At 63.7% G+C, this 17,678-nt stretch carries 16 protein-coding genes; 6 read left to right on the forward strand and 10 right to left on the reverse strand.

From position 1 onward, the window contains the following. Window positions 1-29: 29 nt before the first annotated feature. Window positions 30-299 carry a YcgL domain-containing protein gene (locus E4T66_RS06695; RefSeq protein ID WP_136848149.1) on the reverse strand — a complete coding sequence of 90 codons (270 nt, stop codon included), beginning with the start codon at window positions 297-299 and terminating at the stop codon, window positions 30-32. A 31-nt stretch (window positions 300-330) separates the two neighbouring features. Continuing rightward, window positions 331-1,533, reverse strand: a complete 1,203-nt coding sequence (locus E4T66_RS06700) for an alpha/beta hydrolase family protein (RefSeq protein WP_136848150.1) — start codon at window positions 1,531-1,533, stop codon at window positions 331-333. 131 nt (window positions 1,534-1,664) lie between these two features. On the opposite strand from E4T66_RS06700, the gene E4T66_RS06705 reads away from it, so the two are divergent. Then, the gene (locus tag E4T66_RS06705; RefSeq protein WP_136848151.1) at window positions 1,665-2,678 is read left to right on the forward strand and encodes an SMP-30/gluconolactonase/LRE family protein; all 1,014 of its coding nucleotides are present in this window, start codon (window positions 1,665-1,667) and stop codon (window positions 2,676-2,678) included. Between the two features lie 6 nt (window positions 2,679-2,684). Here E4T66_RS06705 and E4T66_RS06710 read toward each other — a convergent pair whose 3' ends face one another. After that, on the reverse strand, window positions 2,685-3,917 hold the full coding sequence (locus E4T66_RS06710) for an aminotransferase class V-fold PLP-dependent enzyme (RefSeq protein ID WP_136848152.1): 1,233 nt from the start codon (window positions 3,915-3,917) through the stop codon (window positions 2,685-2,687). Between the two features lie 141 nt (window positions 3,918-4,058). Further along, complete coding sequence (locus E4T66_RS06715; protein WP_169577514.1) at window positions 4,059-4,367, reverse strand: EF-hand domain-containing protein; 309 nt, start codon at window positions 4,365-4,367, stop codon at window positions 4,059-4,061. A 336-nt stretch (window positions 4,368-4,703) separates the two neighbouring features. On the opposite strand from E4T66_RS06715, the gene E4T66_RS06720 reads away from it, so the two are divergent. Both E4T66_RS06720 and E4T66_RS06725 read left to right on the forward strand, forming a co-directional pair. After that, window positions 4,704-5,645 carry a DUF4382 domain-containing protein gene (locus E4T66_RS06720; protein ID WP_136848153.1) on the forward strand — a complete coding sequence of 314 codons (942 nt, stop codon included), beginning with the start codon at window positions 4,704-4,706 and terminating at the stop codon, window positions 5,643-5,645. Window positions 5,646-5,728: 83 nt separating this feature from the next. After that, on the forward strand, window positions 5,729-6,922 hold the full coding sequence (locus E4T66_RS06725) for a YiiX/YebB-like N1pC/P60 family cysteine hydrolase (RefSeq protein ID WP_136848154.1): 1,194 nt from the start codon (window positions 5,729-5,731) through the stop codon (window positions 6,920-6,922). A 22-nt stretch (window positions 6,923-6,944) separates the two neighbouring features. Here E4T66_RS06725 and E4T66_RS06730 read toward each other — a convergent pair whose 3' ends face one another. After that, window positions 6,945-7,565, reverse strand: coding sequence for a class I SAM-dependent methyltransferase (locus E4T66_RS06730; RefSeq protein ID WP_136848155.1), 621 nt, complete (start codon window positions 7,563-7,565; stop codon window positions 6,945-6,947). On the opposite strand from E4T66_RS06730, the gene E4T66_RS06735 reads away from it, so the two are divergent. Continuing rightward, a complete protein-coding gene (locus E4T66_RS06735; protein WP_136848156.1) occupies window positions 7,564-8,031 on the forward strand; it encodes a hypothetical protein in 468 nt (155 codons plus the stop codon). The two genes, E4T66_RS06730 and E4T66_RS06735, sit on opposite strands and share 2 nt — an antisense overlap. A 54-nt stretch (window positions 8,032-8,085) precedes the next feature. Here the strand turns inward: E4T66_RS06735 and E4T66_RS06740 are convergent, their stop codons facing one another. From E4T66_RS06740 to E4T66_RS06755, 4 genes are all read right to left on the reverse strand, one after another. Continuing rightward, window positions 8,086-8,817 carry a 16S rRNA (uracil(1498)-N(3))-methyltransferase gene (locus tag E4T66_RS06740; protein ID WP_136848157.1) on the reverse strand — a complete coding sequence of 244 codons (732 nt, stop codon included), beginning with the start codon at window positions 8,815-8,817 and terminating at the stop codon, window positions 8,086-8,088. Between the two features lie 65 nt (window positions 8,818-8,882). Then, a complete protein-coding gene (locus E4T66_RS06745) occupies window positions 8,883-10,280 on the reverse strand; it encodes an adenosylmethionine--8-amino-7-oxononanoate transaminase (RefSeq protein WP_136848158.1) in 1,398 nt (465 codons plus the stop codon). 54 nt (window positions 10,281-10,334) lie between these two features. After that, window positions 10,335-10,814, reverse strand: a complete 480-nt coding sequence (locus E4T66_RS06750; protein ID WP_136848159.1) for a glutathione peroxidase — start codon at window positions 10,812-10,814, stop codon at window positions 10,335-10,337. Between the two features lie 185 nt (window positions 10,815-10,999). Further along, window positions 11,000-12,739 carry an acyl-CoA dehydrogenase family protein gene (locus E4T66_RS06755; protein ID WP_136848160.1) on the reverse strand — a complete coding sequence of 580 codons (1,740 nt, stop codon included), beginning with the start codon at window positions 12,737-12,739 and terminating at the stop codon, window positions 11,000-11,002. A gap of 499 nt (window positions 12,740-13,238) precedes the next feature. Here E4T66_RS06755 and E4T66_RS06760 point away from each other — a divergent pair, with 499 nt between their 5' ends. Together E4T66_RS06760 and E4T66_RS06765 are read left to right on the forward strand one after the other, a co-directional pair. Further along, complete coding sequence (locus E4T66_RS06760; protein WP_136848161.1) at window positions 13,239-14,252, forward strand: NAD-dependent epimerase; 1,014 nt, start codon at window positions 13,239-13,241, stop codon at window positions 14,250-14,252. Between the two features lie 43 nt (window positions 14,253-14,295). Beyond that, window positions 14,296-15,621 (forward strand): UDP-glucose dehydrogenase family protein, encoded by a 1,326-nt coding sequence (locus E4T66_RS06765; RefSeq protein ID WP_136848162.1) that lies wholly within the window; start codon window positions 14,296-14,298, stop codon window positions 15,619-15,621. Window positions 15,622-15,716: 95 nt separating this feature from the next. On the opposite strand, the gene E4T66_RS06770 is transcribed toward E4T66_RS06765, so the two are convergent. Then, a complete protein-coding gene (locus E4T66_RS06770) occupies window positions 15,717-17,483 on the reverse strand; it encodes a YjbH domain-containing protein (protein WP_136848163.1) in 1,767 nt (588 codons plus the stop codon). Window positions 17,484-17,678 lie beyond the last annotated feature (195 nt).

Here is a 17,678-nt window from a genome sequence, read left to right on the forward strand (position 1 = left end):
TCCTTCTCGCGGCAACGCCGGCGGCGGACTCAGTCGCCCATGTGCAGATGTGCCTGGACCAGACCGTCCGGCGGCATCTGCAGGAAGTAACCGCGTTCGCGCAGCTGTTCGATCACTGCGTTGACGTCCACGCGCGCCAGCTTGCGCGTCGGGCTCAGCTCGAGCTTCATGACCTCGCTGAGTTCTCCCAGCCGTTTCAGCAGGGGTTCCGGCAGGGTATCCACTGCAACATCGGCGCGCAGATACAGATACATCTCGGTCTGACGGCTGCTGCGATAGATCAGGCACTCAAGGCTCATGGCTGCAAAGTTCGCTCAGAAAGGGCGGGCGTCACTGCCCGGGGCCGGCGCCGCGCAGCACGGTGATTTCACCGGCAACGTCGACTTCGCTGTCCCACAGGTAGGACAGATGCGGATGCGCGGTGCGCAGAGTCTGGATAGCCGCAGTATCGCCGCGCAGATGCAGGTCCATCCACGCCAGCGAGTATTGCGCGGCAATTTCATGGCCCCAGGTTGACGTCGGCAACAACGGATAATTGGTGTGCTGCGCGTGTGAGGACGCTTCCGCCACGATGAAGGCGCGATCCGGATTCAGTTTTTCGTAGATAGGCCGCACGACCGCCGGATTGACGAAGGGGATCGGTGCGATCGGACCGTCGTGATCGCCCGTCTGGATCATGACAGGGATCGGATTGGCATCGAACGGGGCCTGTGCCTCGCTGATCGGTGCGGCGGCGACGGCCGCCTTCAGTCGCGGCTCGACCGCCTGCAGCGCCAGCGTCGTGATCGCGCCCATGCTGTGCCCGATTACGCCGATATGGTCTGCGTCGAGGGCGTCGACAACCGGGCTCGACGTCAGCAGCCAGTCCAGCGCGTCGATCGCGTCCTCGACATTGTTGCCGGGATCGCCGCTGACTTCGTCGTCGGACTGACCCTGACCGCTGAAGTCGAACGCGAACACCAGATAGCCGGCGTCGGCAAACACCTGGTGCCACCAGCGGTACATGCCGACGTTGGTATTCAACCCTTCCAGCGCAAGGATGACCGGATAGGGGCCGTCACTGGGCGGACGGCTGCCGCGATAGGGCAGCACGATTTCGCCATACAGCGGCGTGCCGTAACGGTTGCTGAAATGCACCGGCACCAGTGCAACCTGATCGTTGAAGTCGGGATGGCCGTAGCGGTGATAGACCTGCTCCAGACGTGAGCCGTCCTGCAATTGCGCCAGGGTTGCGCGGACCTGGAATGCGACCAGTTCCGGATCGCTGAGATCGCGCACGGTGACGCCCAGTGCGAGCGGATCGAACAGCCGGCTGACCGCATCGGCTGGCAGCATCGCGGCCAGGGCATCCAGGTTGCCGATCACCGCCTCGACTTCGGCGGGGGCTGGGGGCGGGCTTTCGCCTGGTTGCGAGACAGGCCAGCCCTTGGCGTGGCTGGACGTTCCGGCGTCGCTGCCGCCGCAGGCGGACAGGGCGCCCAGGCTAACAGCCAGCGTCAGCAAGGCTGCGGTGGCGCGTGTGATGTATCGCATCAGGTTTCTCTCCGGGCCCGGTGTGCGAGGTCGGTCGTCTAGTACGCAGTGCCGACGGTTCGGGTTGCCCCTATGATACGGCCGGGCGCCGCTGCAGGGGGTGTGGCGCGCGCGAATCGCAGGGGGCGATGATGCGGTCAGTGCAAGTTTCGGGTTGGGGCGGGTTGGGGGTGATTGCGTGCCTGCTGGCGGGCATTGCCGGCTGCGACAACGGTGGCAGCGCCGCGATGTCAGAGCCACAGGTCCGCGCAGCGGATCTGTGCGTGTCGTCCGAGTGTGGTGAGCGCACGGTGCTGCTGGATATTCCCAGTGCCGAGAATCTGTTGTTTTCCGATGACGGGCGCCTGTTCGTCAGCAGCGGCGAGGGTGTTCTGGAAATCAAGCAGGCCGGCGACGGCAGCTATTCCACGCACCCGATCTCGCCCGATTGCGGCTCCGCTCTGGGCTTGGCGATTCGTCATGGAGTGCTCTATGCCGTGTGTTCGGGCCAGCGCCTGTTTGCGGGAAAACTGACGGCCGAGCCAGTGTTGCAGCAGGTGTTCGAGTTCGTCGGAATGTGTATCCCCAACGGCATGACGGATGGCCCTGACGGCAATCTTTATGTGGTCGACGAGCCCCTGAATGCCTGCGTTCCGGATCCGAAGATCGTCAGGCTGAACGTCGATCCCGAGGATCCGTTGCATATTCTCGGGCAGGAGACCTGGCTGCAGGGCAGCCCATTGGGGCAGCTGGCGCTGGGTCTGGACAACGTGCTGCGTTTCCCCAACGGGCTGCAACGCAGCGGCAACCGGTTTTACGGTACTGACGGAGGCAGCGTCTACGCGGTGGACTGGCTTCCAGGCGGCGGTGCGGATGACGTAATTCCGTTGTATTTCACAGTCACCGCACACGACGATCTGGGCATTGTCAGTGACGGCCTGCTGGTGGCGGATTTTCTCGAGGGCCGCATCGTACTGTTATCGCGTGAAGGCGAACTGCTGCAGCAGACCGATCGACTGCTGTTCTCGTTTCCGTCGTCGGTGCGTCTGGGGCGGCCGCCGATGTTCGCGCCGGACGATGTTGTGGTCACCGAAACCGGCGTGCTGACCGACAACTCCCTGCCGCTGGATCATCTCAGTGTATTCCGGCGCAAGGCCGGCCACTGAGGCAACTCAGGCCAGCGCCTGTTCCAGCGCAGCGAGCGCGCGTTCAATATCGCTGCTCGAGTTGTAGTGCGCCAGAGACAGGCGGACCACGCCACGCGCCGGATCGATGCCTATCGCCTCCAGCAGGCGCACCGAGTAGAAGTGTCCAGCGGCAGCCATCACGCCTTCCGAAGCGAGACTGCGCACGATGGCCATGGGTTCGGCGTCAGGATGCGGCACGATGGCAATCGTCGCCGCGCGTTTCGTGGCTTCGCTGGGACCGAGGACGCGCAGATCGTGCCGTGCTGACAATGCGTCGAGCAACTGCTGCACCAGGGGGCGTTCGGCGCCACTGAGCAGGGCACGCACGCGCGCCGGGCGGCCAGCGTCGTCGCCGCCGCCGTGGTGTGCGTCCAGCGCGTCAAAGTATTCGGCGATGCCGCGCGATGCGGCCACCTGCGCGTGATCGGGGCCGGCAGGCACCAGGCGTTTGCGCGGCTGCGAGGCATTGAAGTAGTGGCCCTGGTTGCCCAGCTGATCCATCACCGCGCGGCGGACCACCATCAGGCCCTGGTGTGGACCGAAAGTCTTGTACAGCGAGAACAGGTAGATGTCGGCCCCGAGAGCGGAAACGTCGGGCAGGCCATGCGGTGCGTACGACACGCCGTCGACCACGCTGATGACGCCGGCGGCACGCGCCCGCGCGGTAATCGTCGCGACCGGATTGATCTGCGCGACGATGTTCGAGCAGTGCGGAAACACCAGCAGCCGCGTACGTTCACCGATCAGTGTCTCCAGCTGCCCCGGATCGAGGGCTCCGGTTCCGCGATCGACGCTCCACTCCCTGATGACGATGCCACGCGCACCCAGGCGGCGCCAGACGCCGGAATTGGCCTCATGGTCCTGGTTGGTGACGATGATCTCGTCGCCCGCATGCAGCAGTTCACTGAACGCCTGTGCGAGCACGTAGGTGTTCTGTGATGTCGACGGTCCGAACTGCACCTCGTCCGTGGCGACGTTCAGATAACGCGCCAGTGCCTCATGCGCAGCGTCCATCCAGGCGCCGGCTTCGCTGGAGGCGGGATAGGGATAGTAGGGCTGAACCTTGAGTCGCCGGTAATACTGCTGCAGTCGTTCCAGTACCGGTGCGCAGGCGTAGGAACCTCCCGCATTTTCCAGGAACACACCGTCGCGCAGCGAGGTTTCGCTGAAGGCGGGAAACTGTGCGCGGACGAAGCCGAGATCAAGCGCGGACGGCATGGCATTTCGGGATGATGGATTCCGCGGCCATGGTATGCGTCGGCGGTTCGGCGATAAAGCCGCCGCAGCGGCGAGCAGACGCGTGGCATCGACGGCGCGGATGGCTCCGTGCCGCCGATGCCGGCGTGGCTTCAGCTGGGTTTAGGGAAACCAGTACTCGTCGCGTGAGAGCTTGCCGTCGCCATTCTTGTCCCGACGCTGCAGGCGCGTCGCCCAGCGCGAGCCGGGTTCCACTTCGGTTGCATCGACAAATCCATCGCCGTTCTTGTCAGGCGAAACTGCGGCTTCGGATGTCGCGTTGACGTCGAGCCCCGACTTGAAGTGAGGCGATCCGACGACATTACTGCCGGGGTTCATCAGGTCATGCCCGGGCTCAGGTCGGGAGCCGGCCTGCGCGGCCGACATCGCCGCCAGTGCCAGCACGGGAACCAACAACTTGACGAAATGCATTCCAGATCTCCATAGGTAGCGCATAAGGAAAGGTTGTCGCCTGACCAGACACCCCCGACAGGCTGGATAATTGAATAGTCGTAGGCCGCGGCGCAGGACGCATCGGCAAGGCTGGTGAGAGCAATTTTCGCGCCGATCTGCGGCGGTATCAGAAATAACGCGTCGTGCACGCTGCGGCGCGGGAGTTGAGCGGCGATTGATGCTTCGGCAACGGTTGCATTGCGCTGCGGCACGGCTGAGGATGACTCAAACCGGGTCGTCACGGCGTACAGTGGAACGGTGCGCACCGAAACGGCGCAAGTTGTTCTGGCTTTTGCGTCAAATGCGGAGACTTCAATGAAAAATTCCTTGCTGCTGCTGTCTGCGACGTTGTTGCTATGTGCCTGCGGAGGCGGTGATTCCAAGCTGCATGAGTCCAGACTCAGTCTGTCCGTCACCGATGCCCCGGTCGATCACGCCGATGCCGTGGTCGTCAGCTTTATCAGCGCGGAGCTGCTGGATGCCTCCGGAGCGGTGAAGGAGAGTTTTGTCCTGGATCCGCCGCTGCAGATCGATCTGCTGTCGCTGCAGGGGGCCAACAGCGCATTTCTGATCGACGATGCGGTTGTCGCTCCCGGGGTGTATCAGGAAGTCCGTCTGAAGGTCGATGCCGAAAACGCCAACTGCAACGCGGTATCGCCGCCATACGCCTCGTACGTGACCGTCGATGGTGTCGACTATCCGCTGATCGTTCCCAGTGGCGGCAGCTCGGGCTTCAAGGTCAAAGGCCCTCTGACCGTTGCGGTCGGCGGTAGCGTCGCCTATACGATCGATTTCGACCTGCGGCAGTCCATCGCAGAGCGTGGTGCCACGGATTGCTACAACCTCAAACCCGTGCTGCGCGTGGTCGACAACGCCACCGTTGGCACGCTCAGCGGCATCATCGACGGTTCGTTGCTCGCAGACAGCAGCTGCACCGCGGATACAGCGACCGGCGCCGGCGCGGCGGTCTATCTGTTCGCGGGGGCTGGCGTGACGCCGGATGACGTCGACGGTACGACGCCTGAGCCGCTGACATCGGCCCTGCTGACGGCGACGGGCAATGATCAGTTCAGCTACGAGGTCGGATTCCTGCCCGCCGGTGCGTATACGGTGGCGCTGACCTGCCAGGCCGGTGACGACGACCCGGAGACCGACGACCCGATCACGTTCCTGCGCAGCGTTGACGTCCAGGTCGATGCCGACAGTGTGACGACCCAGGATTTCACCGCGCCCAGTCTGGTGGTCCAGGGCTCCTGATTCGCGGTTGCAGGCGCGAATTGCGCCAGGGCTGAACCAGCAAAGTCCGCGCTTCGGCGCGGACTTTGCTTGCCAGCCAGGGCATGGACCGAGTTCAAGTTCCCACACCGTTCCAGCGGTCTTCTCTGACGAAGCATTGCCGTCAGTTCTGGCGGCCGCTGGTGGTCGCCGCGGCTGCGGTGTTTTCGACGCCGGCTCCTGCGTGTGACGCGGACGCTGTAGCGGCACTGCAGCAGCAACTGGGGTCGCTGGGTCCGGCATTTACCGCAGACGTTGCGGCCGATCTTCGTCACCGCGCGCTCGCGCTGGTTGAAGGCGATGCGGATGCAAGCTGTGCGGCCGAGGCGCGTCAGATTCTCACCGGACTGCGCGCGGCGGAGGATCGCGCCGGGGGCCACAGCGTGGATGCCGGGCGCACGATCTACGAGGGCTTGAGTCGTTACGGTGAGGGTTTCGACTTTGCCCCCGGTGATGTCGTGCTGATCCGCAACAACGAGATCACGTCGTCGGCGGTGAGTCAGGTGGGTGAGTCCTCCAGCGCGTTTTCGCATGCCGCGATCGTCGGGTTTGACCCACAGTGGAAGACGCTGGAAGTGGTCGAGTCGCTGGTCAACAGCGGCGTCAAGGCAACGCCGTTGATGGACTGGGTCGAGCAACCGTTCGTGCGCATGGCGGTCTTCCGCCATCACGATCCGGCATTGGCAAAACAGGCCGCGATCGCCGCGTTCAGGGATGCATCGGCGCGCCAGCACGAAGCCCGTGACTACGATTTCTCACTGTCTCTCGGTGACGACGGGCGTCAGCTGTACTGCACCGAGGTCGTCACGCATGCGTATGCGCGGGCGGCGCCGGAGGCCACGCGGGTGCCCGCGCATCTGTCGACAGTCGGTTCGTTGCTGGAGACGTTTCCGCTGGCCGAACTGGGTGCGCGCGAGCGCGAGATCTTCCTGCCCGACGACATCGAACTGGATGCGCGCTTCGAGCGTGTGATCGAGCTGCGCGTGCCGTCCTTGCTGCCGAAGGTTGCACGCATGGACGGCATCCTGCGCGGGCTGTTCGACGCCTTGCGGGGTCCTCAGCGCGCGCAGACCCTGGCGCAGATTGAAGCCGAGATTCCGGCCGGCCCGATCGCGCTGCCGTATCTGCTGCAGGGGAGTTTCGCTGCGTATCGCCAGATGCCCGAGGCCGCCAGGCCGGGGGTGGCCGGTCTGGCCCGACTGGTCGCGCATCAGCTGGAAGCCGAAGCCGCCTCGCTGCGGGCTTCGGCCGGGAGCTGAGCGGCAGGCGTTGCCTTGAAATTCAGGCGCAGCGCGCCACGCCCCGATAGTTGTAGGTCATGGGTCGGGGACCGCGCAGATAGCGCTGGTCGAGGCTGTCGCAGTGGAAGCCGGCTTCGGTCAGCAGTGAGGGTACGTCACGGGTCAGGTGGCAGCCTCCGGCGAAATGTTTCCACACCGGTTCGATCCGCCGTTGCCAGCGCTGCACGTCGGCGTCAGGCGCCAGTCCGTGCTCGGAAAACAATAGCCGGCCTTCCGGTTTCAGCACGCGCCGGAACTCGCTGAGCGCCTGTTGCGGGTGCGGAATCGTGCAGAGCGTGTAGGTGCAGACGATGCAGTCGAAGCTGTGGTCTTCCACCGGAATGCGCTCGGCGGACAGCGGCATCAGCTCGATCGGGAACGGCAACGACGCCGTACGCTTGCGCGCCAGCGGATGCCATTGCAGCGACGGGTCCAGCGCGTCGAGTTGTTCGATGGCCGCACCGTTGTAGTGGGGCAGATTGCGACCGGTGCCGACGCCGATTTCGAGCACGCGCCCCTGCGCCAGCGGAACCACTGCGGCGCGTTGGCGCTCCACTGCGGGCAGGCCGCAGGCGCAGTCGATCAGATAGGGCAATACGTGTCGTTCGTACCAGCTCGCCATGGCAGTTCGCTCAGCCGTGTCAGGAATGGTCGGCAGTGTACTGTGTGGGGTACCGGCACGCGGCAACGGCCGCAGCCTGATGACGCAGCTGACGTACACTGCAGGCATGCCGGAGACTCTGATGCGTGTGCGAAATCTTGCTGCAATCGGTGCATTGGCCGTCGCATGGATGCTGTCGCTGCCAGCCACTGCGGAAGGACTGGGCCCCTTTGTCGGCGATCAGCCAGTGCAATGGGCGCACGGCGAGATCCGCATCGGCGACGTCCGCTCCCAGGTCCGCAAGCTGGTCGGGCGCGCACCGGACAATGTCAGCACGCTGTATATCGGCGAAAGCTATGCGGTCGGCGAGCGCTGGATGTATGTCGGCGGTGACGATGACCCGCGGCTGCTGTGGGTCGAGTTCACGCATGGTCGCGTCACGCGGGTCTGGACCGATCCGATCGGCGACGATGCGGCGCCACACTGAGCCGAGCGTGCCGTCGGCGCTACATGCGCAGTGATGTATCGGCGGAGACGCTGATCAGTTCCAGTCGCCCCACTTGGACTGCAAGGCCGCCAATGCAGCGACCCCGGCGGTTTCAGTGCGCAGCACGCGCGGTCCCATGCGCATGCCGATGAAGCCGGCAGCGTGCGCATGCTTCAGTTCCATCTCGCTGAGCCCGCCTTCCGGACCCACCAGCAGCGTCACCGGGCCCTGCGGAGCGGGCAGTTCGCGCAGGCTGTGCGGGGCATCCGGATCCAGGGTCAGACGCGTGCCGCGGGCACTCTCGTCGTCGAGCCAGGTGGGCAGCGCAATGGGAACCTCGACGGTCGGAACCGCCGTGCGACCGGACTGCTCGCACGCGGAGACCACGATGCCGCGCCAGTGTTCGAGCTTCTTCTCCCAGCGCTCCTCGTCAAGGCGAACCACGCTGCGGCCGGAAATCAGCGGCACGATGCGGGTGATGCCCAGTTCAACCGCCTTCTGCACCGTGAAGTCCATGCGGTCGCCCTTGGATACGCACTGAGCCAGGGTCAGGTCCAGCGGCGATTCACGCTCGACGGCGTGGTGCGCGAGGATGCCGACGTTGGCGCTGCGCTTGCTGATCTCGATCAACACCGCGTCGTACTCGCCGCCGCGCCCGTCGAAGGCGGTGAACGGATCGCCCTCGCGCAGGCGCAGAACCTGGACCAGATGCCGGAACGCGTTCTCAGGCAGATCGAGTGTTGCACCCTCGGCGAGGCCTTCGGGAATATGGATTCGAGTGGTCATGTCCGGATTGTCGGTCTGCCGCGCCGTGATTGCCATACGGGCTTGGCGCAGCCGGCAGCAGAAACTCAGTCAGCGGTCGCCAGATTGATGCTTTCGAGGGCGACTTTGCACAGCGTCTCGACCTCGCGCGGGGTGATGACGTACGGCGGCATGAAGTAGATCACGTTGCCCAGTGGACGCAGCAACACACCGCGCTCCAGCGCGTGCCGGTAGACCCTGAGGCCGCGGCGTTCCTCGGCGGGATAGGGCTGCTTGCGCGCGGTGCTGCGCGACAGCTCGATCGCCAGGATCATGCCCTGCTGGCGGATTTCGGCCACATGCGGATGTGCGCGCAGCTCCGCGGTCTGTGACCACAGCAGCTGCGACAGCATGCGGTTGGTCACCAGCGGCTTCTCGGTTTCGAACAGGTCCAGCGTCGCCAGCGCTGCGCGACAGGCCAGCGGATTGCCGGTGTAGGAATGCGAATGCAGGAACGCCTTGCCGGCGCAGTAGTCGGCGTAGAACGCGGCGTAGATGTCCTCGCGGGTCATCGTCACGGCCAGCGGCAGAGTGCCGCCGGTCAGTCCTTTGGACAGACAGATGAAATCCGGCGTGATGCCGGGCTGGGCGTCCGGATCGCGCCGCGACGGCGGCGCCCAGTTGCACGCAAACATCTGCCCGGTGCGGCCGAAGCCGACGGCGATCTCGTCTGCAATCAGATGCACGCCATAGCGGGAGCAGGCTTCGCGCAGCATGGTCAGATAGATCGGGTGATACATGCGCATGCCGCCGGCACATTGCACCAGCGGCTCGACGATGACCGCACAGACTTCGTCGGCGTGCTGCGCGAGCATCTGCTCCATGTGATGGAACTGCTGGCGCGTGTGGTCTTCCCAGCTCTGGCCGGGCATCCGCTCGTAGCAATCCGGCGAGGGCACGACCAGCGGCTGCAGCAGCAGCGGCGAATATGTATCGCGATACAGGCCGGTATCGCCCAGCGCCAATGCGCCCAGGGTTTCGCCGTGATAGCTGTTGCTCAGCGTAACGAAGCGGGTCTTGCGCGGCTGGCCCTGATTGAGCCAGTAGTGAAAGCTCATCTTCAGCGCCACTTCGACGGTCGATGAGCCGTTGTCGGCATAGAAGCAGCGCGTCAGCCCCGGCGGTACCAGTTTCACCAGACGTTCCGACAGCTCGATCACCGGCTGGTGACTGAATCCGGCGAGCATCACATGATCCAGCGTATCGAGCTGCTGCTTGAGCTGGTCGACAATATACGGGTGCCGGTGGCCGAAGATATTGGTCCACCACGAGCTGACGGCGTCCAGATAGCGCTTGCCGTCGAAGTCTTCCAGCCAGGCGCCCTCCGCGCTGCGGATCGGGATCAGCGGCAGCGGCGCGGCGTCGCCGCCCGCGTGGTCGCTCATCTGCGTGCAGGGATGCCAGACGTGTTCGAGCGAACGTTGCTTCCAGGCGGCGTTATTCATGGTCGGATGCTGTAAGGAATGCGATGCCGGCCATTCCGTGCAGTGGGGTAGCGATCAGAGCAGTTCGGCGATGTCGGCGTCGATCTTTTCCGGCGTGTCGACGGAGCCGTAGCGCCGGACCACCTTGCCGTTCTTGTCGATCAGGAACTTGGTGAAGTTCCACTTGATGCCCTGGCTGCCGAGCAGGCCCGGAGCCTCGGACTTGAGGAATTGGTACAGCGGATGAGCGCCGGCGCCGTTGACTTCAATCTTGGCGTACATCGGAAAGCTGACGTCGTAGGTCAATGAACAGAAGTTCATGATCTCGTTTTCGTCGCCGGGTTCCTGATGTCCGAACTGGTCGCAGGGGAAGCCGAGGATCACCAGGCCACGATCCTTGTACTTGCGCCACAGCGCTTCGAGCCCTTTGTACTGCGGGGTAAAGCCGCATTTGCTGGCGACGTTGACGACCAGCAGCACCTTGCCGCGGTAGGCATCGAGTTTCTGCGTCTGGCCGTCGATGGTGGCGGCTTCGAAATCGTAAACCGTGCTCATGCGCCTCTCCTGCAAATTTTGATTGTTCTGAAGCGGCCATTATGGGCCCGGTGCGTCGGCGGTGTGCAGCGCGCCGCCGTGACGGCTCCGGCCTGCCGCTTCACACCACGCTGGCGCCACCTCTGATTCAAAAAAGGCAGCGCGGCTCAGCCGCGCTGCCTTTGATCACCGGAGATGCGCCGGCGTCAGAATGCTGCGGCGTCCAGTTCCATCATCGGCGCCGCACTGACGCGGACATTGCCGAGCAACGCCGGAACCTGCGACAGCATGCGGGTGGCGAAGTATTCCGCAGTGACCTGCTTGGTGCGGGCATAGACCGCATCGCTGCCCGCGTTCGCCGCGCGGACCATGCGCAGCCAGTTCCAGCCCAGATAGGTCAGTGCGAATGCGCGCTGGTAGTCGCAGCAACCGAACGCGGCGTCGTCCGGGTTGGACTTGTAGGTTTCCATGATCCAGCGCGTGGTGCTTTCCAGCGATTCCAGCGCCTGCTTCAACGGCGCGACCAGCGATTCCGGACCGTTGACCAGATCGGCTTTCACGGCGTCGAAGAAGCGCTGCGGCAGGCGGCCGTTGTGCATCATCAGCTTGCGCCGCACCAGATCCATCGCCTGAATGCCGTTGGTGCCTTCGTACAGGCACAGGATCTTGGAGTCGCGCACGATCTGCTCGACGCCGTGTTCCTTGATGAAGCCATGGCCGCCGTAGACCTGGATCGCGGTCGAGCCGAGTTCCACCGCCGAGTCGGTGCAGTAGGCCTTGACCAGCGGCGTGTTCAGGTCGACCCAGTCCTGCGCGGCTTCGCGCACGGCGGGGTCGGCGTGGTGGCGGGCGATGTCGACGTAGATCGCGGTTTCATAGGCAAGCACGCGCGCGCCTTCGGTGACCGCCTTCATCTGCAACAGCATGCGGCGCACGTCCGGGTGCTCGATGATCTCCGCCTTGCCGTTGAACGCCTTGCCCTGCTTGCGCTCCTGCGCATAGCGGATCGCGTTCTGCGTCGCCAGTTCGCACTGACCCAGACCCTGGAAGCCGACCAGGATGCGCGCCAGGTTCATCATCACGAACATGTTCTGGATGCCCTGGTTGGGCTTGCCGACGATCCAGCCCTTGGCGCCGTCGAACTGCATCACGCAGGTGACCGAGCCGTTGATGCCCATCTTGTGCTCGATCGACTGCACGCTGACGCCGTTGCGCGCGCCGATCGAGCCGTCGGCGTTGACCAGGAATTTCGGCACGACGAAGGTGCTCAGGCCTTTGACGCCCGGAGGCGAGTCGGGCAGGCGCGCGAGCACGAAATGCACAATGTTCTCGGCCATCCGGTGCTCGCCGGAGGTGATGAAAATCTTGCCGCCGTCGATCAGGAAGCTGCCGTCGTCCTGCGGCGTCGCCTTGGTCTTGGCGGCGCCAACGTCAGAGCCGGCCTGCGGCTCGGTGATGCACATCGTGCCGGACCACTCGCCATTGGCGAGCTTGGGCAGGTAGGTCTGCTTGATCTCGTCGCTGGCCGAAGCTTCCAGCGCTTCAAAGCAGCCGGCGGTCAGGCCCGGATACAGCGCAAACGCGACATTGGCCGAGCACAGCAGTTCTTCGACGACCTTGCCCAGCGTGTACGGCAGCGCGGCGCCGCCGTATTCGCTTTTCTGGGAGATGCCGTTCCAGCCGGCCTCGCAGTACATCTTGTAGAACTCGGTGAAGCCCGGCGGCACGGTGACTTCGCCGGCTTCGAGCTTGCAGCCATGCGCATCGGAGACGGCATTCAGCGGTGCCAGCTGATTTTCGATCAGTTTGGCCGCCTCATCGATCAGGCCGCTCAGCGTGTCCGGCGTGGCGTCCTGGAATACGGCCAGCTCGGACAAGCGCTCAACCTTGAGCACATCATTCAGGACAAAACCGATCTCGCGCAGGGGTGCTTTGTAACTGGCCATGATTGCGAATCCGTAAAGAGCAGTGGCAAAAAAAGGGGCATAAGGCTAGCACAGCGGGGGGCGGAAACGCCTGTTTGAGGCGGCTGTGCGGTGTCTCGATACGGCCCCGTTCGGGCCCTGCTCGACATGAACGGTGGGTGTTTGGGGCAGGGGATTTAATCAGTCCCCGTTCGCACCGAGTAGCGCAGCGTATCGAGGTGGTGCGCCGATGCTGCTGAATTTGCCGGGCCTGGGCTTTCGATCAGGATGCCCGTTGAAGTCAGAGCCGTGTCTCGATACGGCCCTGCGGGCCTACTCGACATGAACGGTGGGTGATTGGGAGAGGGAATTTTAACAATCCCCGTTCACGTCGAGTCGCGCAGCGTATCGAGACGCCGCACCGAACCCCCGAGGTTTGGAACGCCGGGCACGCAGCACTCCCGCGGATACTCCGCACGGACCGCCTTGCTAAAATCACCAAGCACTCTTAAGCGCGCTGCGGCGCTCGACGACGAAGTCCATGAAAATTCTAGTAACCGGTGCCGCCGGATTTGTCGGCTATTTCTGCATCGAGGCCTTGCTGGCCCGTGGCGATACGGTGCTGGGCATCGACAATCTCAATGATTATTACGACCCGTCGCTGAAAGATGCGCGGCTGCAGCGGCTGGCGCCGCAGAAGAATTTCACATTTCGAGCGGTGGATCTGGCCGATCGTGCCGCGCTGGAGCAGGCGTTTGTCGACTTTGCGCCGGACGTCGTGCTGAATCTGGCCGCACAGGCCGGCGTGCGCTACTCGCTGACCCATCCGCAGGCGTATATCGACAGCAATCTGGTCGGCTTCGCCAATCTGCTGGAATGCTGTCGGCATCACCCGGTGCGCCATCTGGTCTTCGCGTCGTCCAGCTCGGTCTACGGCGCCAACACCCAGGTGCCGTTTGCCGTCGGCAATCTGACCGATCACCCGGTCAGCCTGTATGCCGCCACCAAGAAGGCCAACGAGGTGATGGCGCACGCCTACAGCGACCTTTACGCGATTCCGTCGACCGGGCTGCGCTTCTTTACCGTGTACGGGCCATGGGGCCGACCGGACATGGCGTACTTCTCGTTCACGAAGGCCTTGTTCGAGGATCGTGAGATCGACGTCTTCAACAATGGCGACATGGAGCGTGATTTCACCTACATCGACGACATCGTCAGCGGGGTGATTCGCGTCATCGACCAGCCGGCACAAGCCGATCCGAGCTGGACCGGTGACCCGCCCGTCGCGGGTCGCAGCCGGGCACCGTACCGGCTGTACAACATCGGTAATCATTCGCCGGTTAAATTGCTGCGCTTTATCGAAGTGCTGGAACAGCTGACCGGGCACAAGGCCAGAATGCGGATGCTGCCGATGGCGCCGGGCGACGTCTATCGCACCTGCGCGGACGTGCAGGATCTGGCGCGTGATGTCGGCTTTGAGCCGGCGACGCCGATCGAGCAGGGTCTTGACCGGTTTGTGTCCTGGTATCGCGAGTACTATCGGATCGGCACCTGAGCGCAGCGCCGAGCCATCAAGAAACAACGACGACGGGTAATCAATGAAGATCAGCGTGTTCGGTTCGGGCTATGTGGGTTTGGTCACGGCGGCGTGTCTCGCGGACACCGGCAATTCGGTGGTCTGCGTGGATGTCGACGCCGCCCGTATCGAGACGCTGAACGCCGGCCACTGCCCGTTCTACGAGCCCGGAGTGGATGCGCTGCTGACCCGCAACGCTCGCGCCGGACGTATCCGCTTCACCACCGATGCCGCGCAGGCGGTCGCGCACGGAGAAATCATCTTCATCGCCGTCGGTACGCCGCCGCAGGAAGACGGCTCGGCCGATCTGCAGTACGTGTTGCAGGTCGCAAAGACGGTGGGGCAGTACATGACGGATTATCGCGTCGTCTGCACCAAGTCCACGGTGCCGGTGGGCACTGCGGCCAAGGTACGCGCCGCGCTGATCGAGGCGCTGGCTGCGCGCAATGCCCAGGTCGACTTCGACGTCGTATCCAATCCGGAATTCCTGAAGGAAGGTGCCGCGGTCGAGGACTTCATGCGGCCGGACCGGATCATTGTCGGCACCGACAGCGATCGCGCGCTGGAGCAGATGCGCAAACTGTATGCGCCCTTCAATCGCAATCACGATCGCGTGATGGCGATGGATATCGAATCCGCGGAGCTGACCAAGTACGCCGCCAATGCGATGCTTGCCACCCGCATCAGCTTCATGAATGAACTGGCATTGCTGGCCGAAAAGGTCGGTGCCGACATCGAAAGCGTGCGCCGCGGCATCGGGTCCGATCCGCGCATCGGATTCAGCTTTCTGTACGCCGGCTGCGGTTACGGTGGCTCCTGCTTCCCGAAAGACGTCAAGGCGCTGATACGGACGGGCGCCGAGCAGGGGCAGGACCTCAAGGTGCTGAATGCCGTCGAGGCCGCAAACGATGTGCAGAAGACCTTGCTGTTCAGCCGCCTGCAGCGGCACCTGGGGTCACTGTCCGGCAAGACCATCGCGCTTTGGGGGCTGGCATTCAAGCCGAACACCGACGACATGCGCGAAGCGCCGAGCCGCGTCCTGATGGAGGCGATCTGGGCCGCTGGCGGGCAGGTGCGCGCCTTTGATCCGATCGCGATGGATGCCACCCGAAGAATCTATGGCGAGCGACCGGATCTGCTCTATGCGGACAGTGCCGAGCACGCCTGTGAAGGTGCCGACGCATTGGTGCTCGTGACCGAGTGGGCGCAGTTCCGCAGCCCCGACTTCACTGTGGTCAAACGCCTGTTGCGCCAGCCGGCGATCTTTGATGGCCGCAACCAGTACGACGGCCATGTGCTCAAGGCGCTGGGCTTTCATTACGAAGGCATCGGGCGCAAGGCCGACTGAGCGAGTCGTCACCGATTCACCTCAAGTGGCGCAGCGTCTCGAGACGCTGCGCCACACTGCTGGCTCGAGCCCGAGCCCGAGCCCGCAACCGGATCCTAGAGATCCGGTGCCGTCAGCAGGTTCTCCGGTAGCGCACGGTCTCCATCCAGCACGTCCTTGATCAGGTTGTATTCCGGCAGCGGCTCTACCAGGTCGCCAAAGGTCAGTCGATTGACGCCTGAAGGATGGTTGATCGTGGTGCCGACCGCATATTCCCAACGCGGCGAACCGTTGATGGCAAACTGACCCGCGCGCAGTCCGCGGCCGACGCCCAGTGGAATGCTCAGGCCAACGCCGCCACGTTGCAGGTCGTCATCGTCGCGCTGGTAGTAAATGCGGATCGCAAAGTCACTGAAGTAGCGGGTGATTTCCAGCTTGCCGCCGCGGTCGTCATAGAAGTAGTCGCCGTAGCTGGCACGGATTGCGAGCTGCTTGCGTGGCCAGAAATACCGATACGACGCAATCCTGGTTTCGTGTGGCAGGAAGAAGATGTCGTCTTCGGGCTCGTACTTGCCGTAGGCAAAGCGCAGCTGGTGGCGTCCGCTGGCATCATGGATGGCCGAATCGATGTGAACGAAGCCGTAGTTCACTTCATCGATTTCGGTGAAGCCGGCAGTGGTCAAGGTGAACCAGCCTGGCAGCGGATGCACCAGCCACTGGCCGGCAATGTCGCGCCAGTCGCTGTGGTGCAACAGGTTCTCGAAGCGCTCGCCTTCGGCAACGTCATCGGAGTGCGCTACCGCGACGTCGTAGGTTCCGTAGACCGCAAGGCCGAACGGAAATTGCAGTCGCGCACTGGGTTGGATTGCGAGCGAGTAATCAAGAGTGCCGTACTCGGTGGCAACGAGGCTGCGGACATCAGGTTCCAGTCGTATCTCGCCGCCAATCCAGTGGGGCCAGCGGTAGGCGGCGGGACTGTCGTACAAGGACAGCCATTGCGCCTGGGGCTGTGCCTGATCCACGGTCACGCGGCGGATCGGGACGCCATAGCGGTACTCGCGGATTTGACCGGCGTCGCTATTGCTTCGAACTGCTTCTGTCAGCGTCTTAGCGCTGCTGGCTGGTGTGTCCGTTGAGGTCACGGCTTTCCACGAACGCGCGTCACGGTTGCCGACCGCGTTGGATGCGGGGACTGGCGCTTCGCGGCGATGCCCGAACTGGATTGCCAATCCACCGCCGGCCGAGAAGGACTGCTTCGGGTCCGTGGAGCCCGCGGCGGTGGTATAGACCGTCAGCGCGGGAGTGATATTCCAGAACAGACGGGCGCCATAGCTGCTTTCCTTGCCGTCATAGTCCGCGAGGATGTCGGCGAACGGCAACACGCGATAGCGGATGCCGCCGAAAGCGCCATCCAGCGTATCGGGGCCGCCACCGCCGCCAACGGTCAGCGCCAGGCCCTTCCATTTGAAGGTGCCGACGCCGTAGACCGAGCGGAGCTGCTGAGCATCACCGCCAAAGTCCGTGGCGCCGACAGCGACCGAGAACATGTCTGAGGTGTACAGCTGAAGCTTGGCGTTGCCCGACAGATCGTGCCTGAGCCGTCTGCCATTGTCGTTCTCGGCCTTGGAGAAGCGTCCTGTGATCTCCAGTTGCCGCCAAAGCCCGATCGAAAAATACGCGTTTTCGACCGTGTCGAAGCTTTCCGGCGCCGTCGACTCGATGTCGTTGTTGTACTGCAAGTGCAGAGCGCCCTCAGGCGTCACGTCTGCATCCGGGACAGTCAACAGGCCATGGAAGCCCTGCATCGCGTAATCCGGCGACGCATCGGCCCAGGCGGCACTACTGAAAATGACGGCTGCTGCGGCGCATGACCTCAAGAACATGAATTCCCCCTGTGGGTCGGTGTCGTCACAACCGGATGTTACTGAACTCTACGGCCGAACACGCGATGTTTTCAGGGCGCTCGCTCTCGGAGTCGAAGCCGAAGTGATGTCGTGGAGCGTCGATCGGGCATGAAAAAAGAGCCACGACCTCGGGTCGTGGCTCTCTGATCCGCAGATCGATACAGACTTTGCGGC

This window comes from Sinimarinibacterium arenosum, from assembly GCF_005047655.1.
Lineage (GTDB): Bacteria > Pseudomonadota > Gammaproteobacteria > Nevskiales > Nevskiaceae > Solimonas.

Coding starts and splice junctions, on each gene's coding strand:
- E4T66_RS06760 (WP_136848161.1), top strand. CDS start 13,239: ATGAAAATTCTAGTAACCGGTGCCGCCGGATTTGTCGGCTATTTCTGC.
- E4T66_RS06710 (WP_136848152.1), bottom strand. CDS start 3,917: ATGCCGTCCGCGCTTGATCTCGGCTTCGTCCGCGCACAGTTTCCCGCC.
- E4T66_RS06700 (WP_136848150.1), bottom strand. CDS start 1,533: ATGCGATACATCACACGCGCCACCGCAGCCTTGCTGACGCTGGCTGTT.
- E4T66_RS06755 (WP_136848160.1), bottom strand. CDS start 12,739: ATGGCCAGTTACAAAGCACCCCTGCGCGAGATCGGTTTTGTCCTGAAT.
- E4T66_RS06740 (WP_136848157.1), bottom strand. CDS start 8,817: ATGACCACTCGAATCCATATTCCCGAAGGCCTCGCCGAGGGTGCAACA.
- E4T66_RS06705 (WP_136848151.1), top strand. CDS start 1,665: ATGCGGTCAGTGCAAGTTTCGGGTTGGGGCGGGTTGGGGGTGATTGCG.
- E4T66_RS06745 (WP_136848158.1), bottom strand. CDS start 10,280: ATGAATAACGCCGCCTGGAAGCAACGTTCGCTCGAACACGTCTGGCAT.
- E4T66_RS06725 (WP_136848154.1), top strand. CDS start 5,729: ATGGACCGAGTTCAAGTTCCCACACCGTTCCAGCGGTCTTCTCTGACG.
- E4T66_RS06720 (WP_136848153.1), top strand. CDS start 4,704: ATGAAAAATTCCTTGCTGCTGCTGTCTGCGACGTTGTTGCTATGTGCC.
- E4T66_RS06735 (WP_136848156.1), top strand. CDS start 7,564: ATGGCAGTTCGCTCAGCCGTGTCAGGAATGGTCGGCAGTGTACTGTGT.
- E4T66_RS06750 (WP_136848159.1), bottom strand. CDS start 10,814: ATGAGCACGGTTTACGATTTCGAAGCCGCCACCATCGACGGCCAGACG.
- E4T66_RS06715 (WP_169577514.1), bottom strand. CDS start 4,367: ATGCATTTCGTCAAGTTGTTGGTTCCCGTGCTGGCACTGGCGGCGATG.
- E4T66_RS06730 (WP_136848155.1), bottom strand. CDS start 7,565: ATGGCGAGCTGGTACGAACGACACGTATTGCCCTATCTGATCGACTGC.
- E4T66_RS06770 (WP_136848163.1), bottom strand. CDS start 17,483: ATGTTCTTGAGGTCATGCGCCGCAGCAGCCGTCATTTTCAGTAGTGCC.
- E4T66_RS06765 (WP_136848162.1), top strand. CDS start 14,296: ATGAAGATCAGCGTGTTCGGTTCGGGCTATGTGGGTTTGGTCACGGCG.
- E4T66_RS06695 (WP_136848149.1), bottom strand. CDS start 299: ATGAGCCTTGAGTGCCTGATCTATCGCAGCAGCCGTCAGACCGAGATG.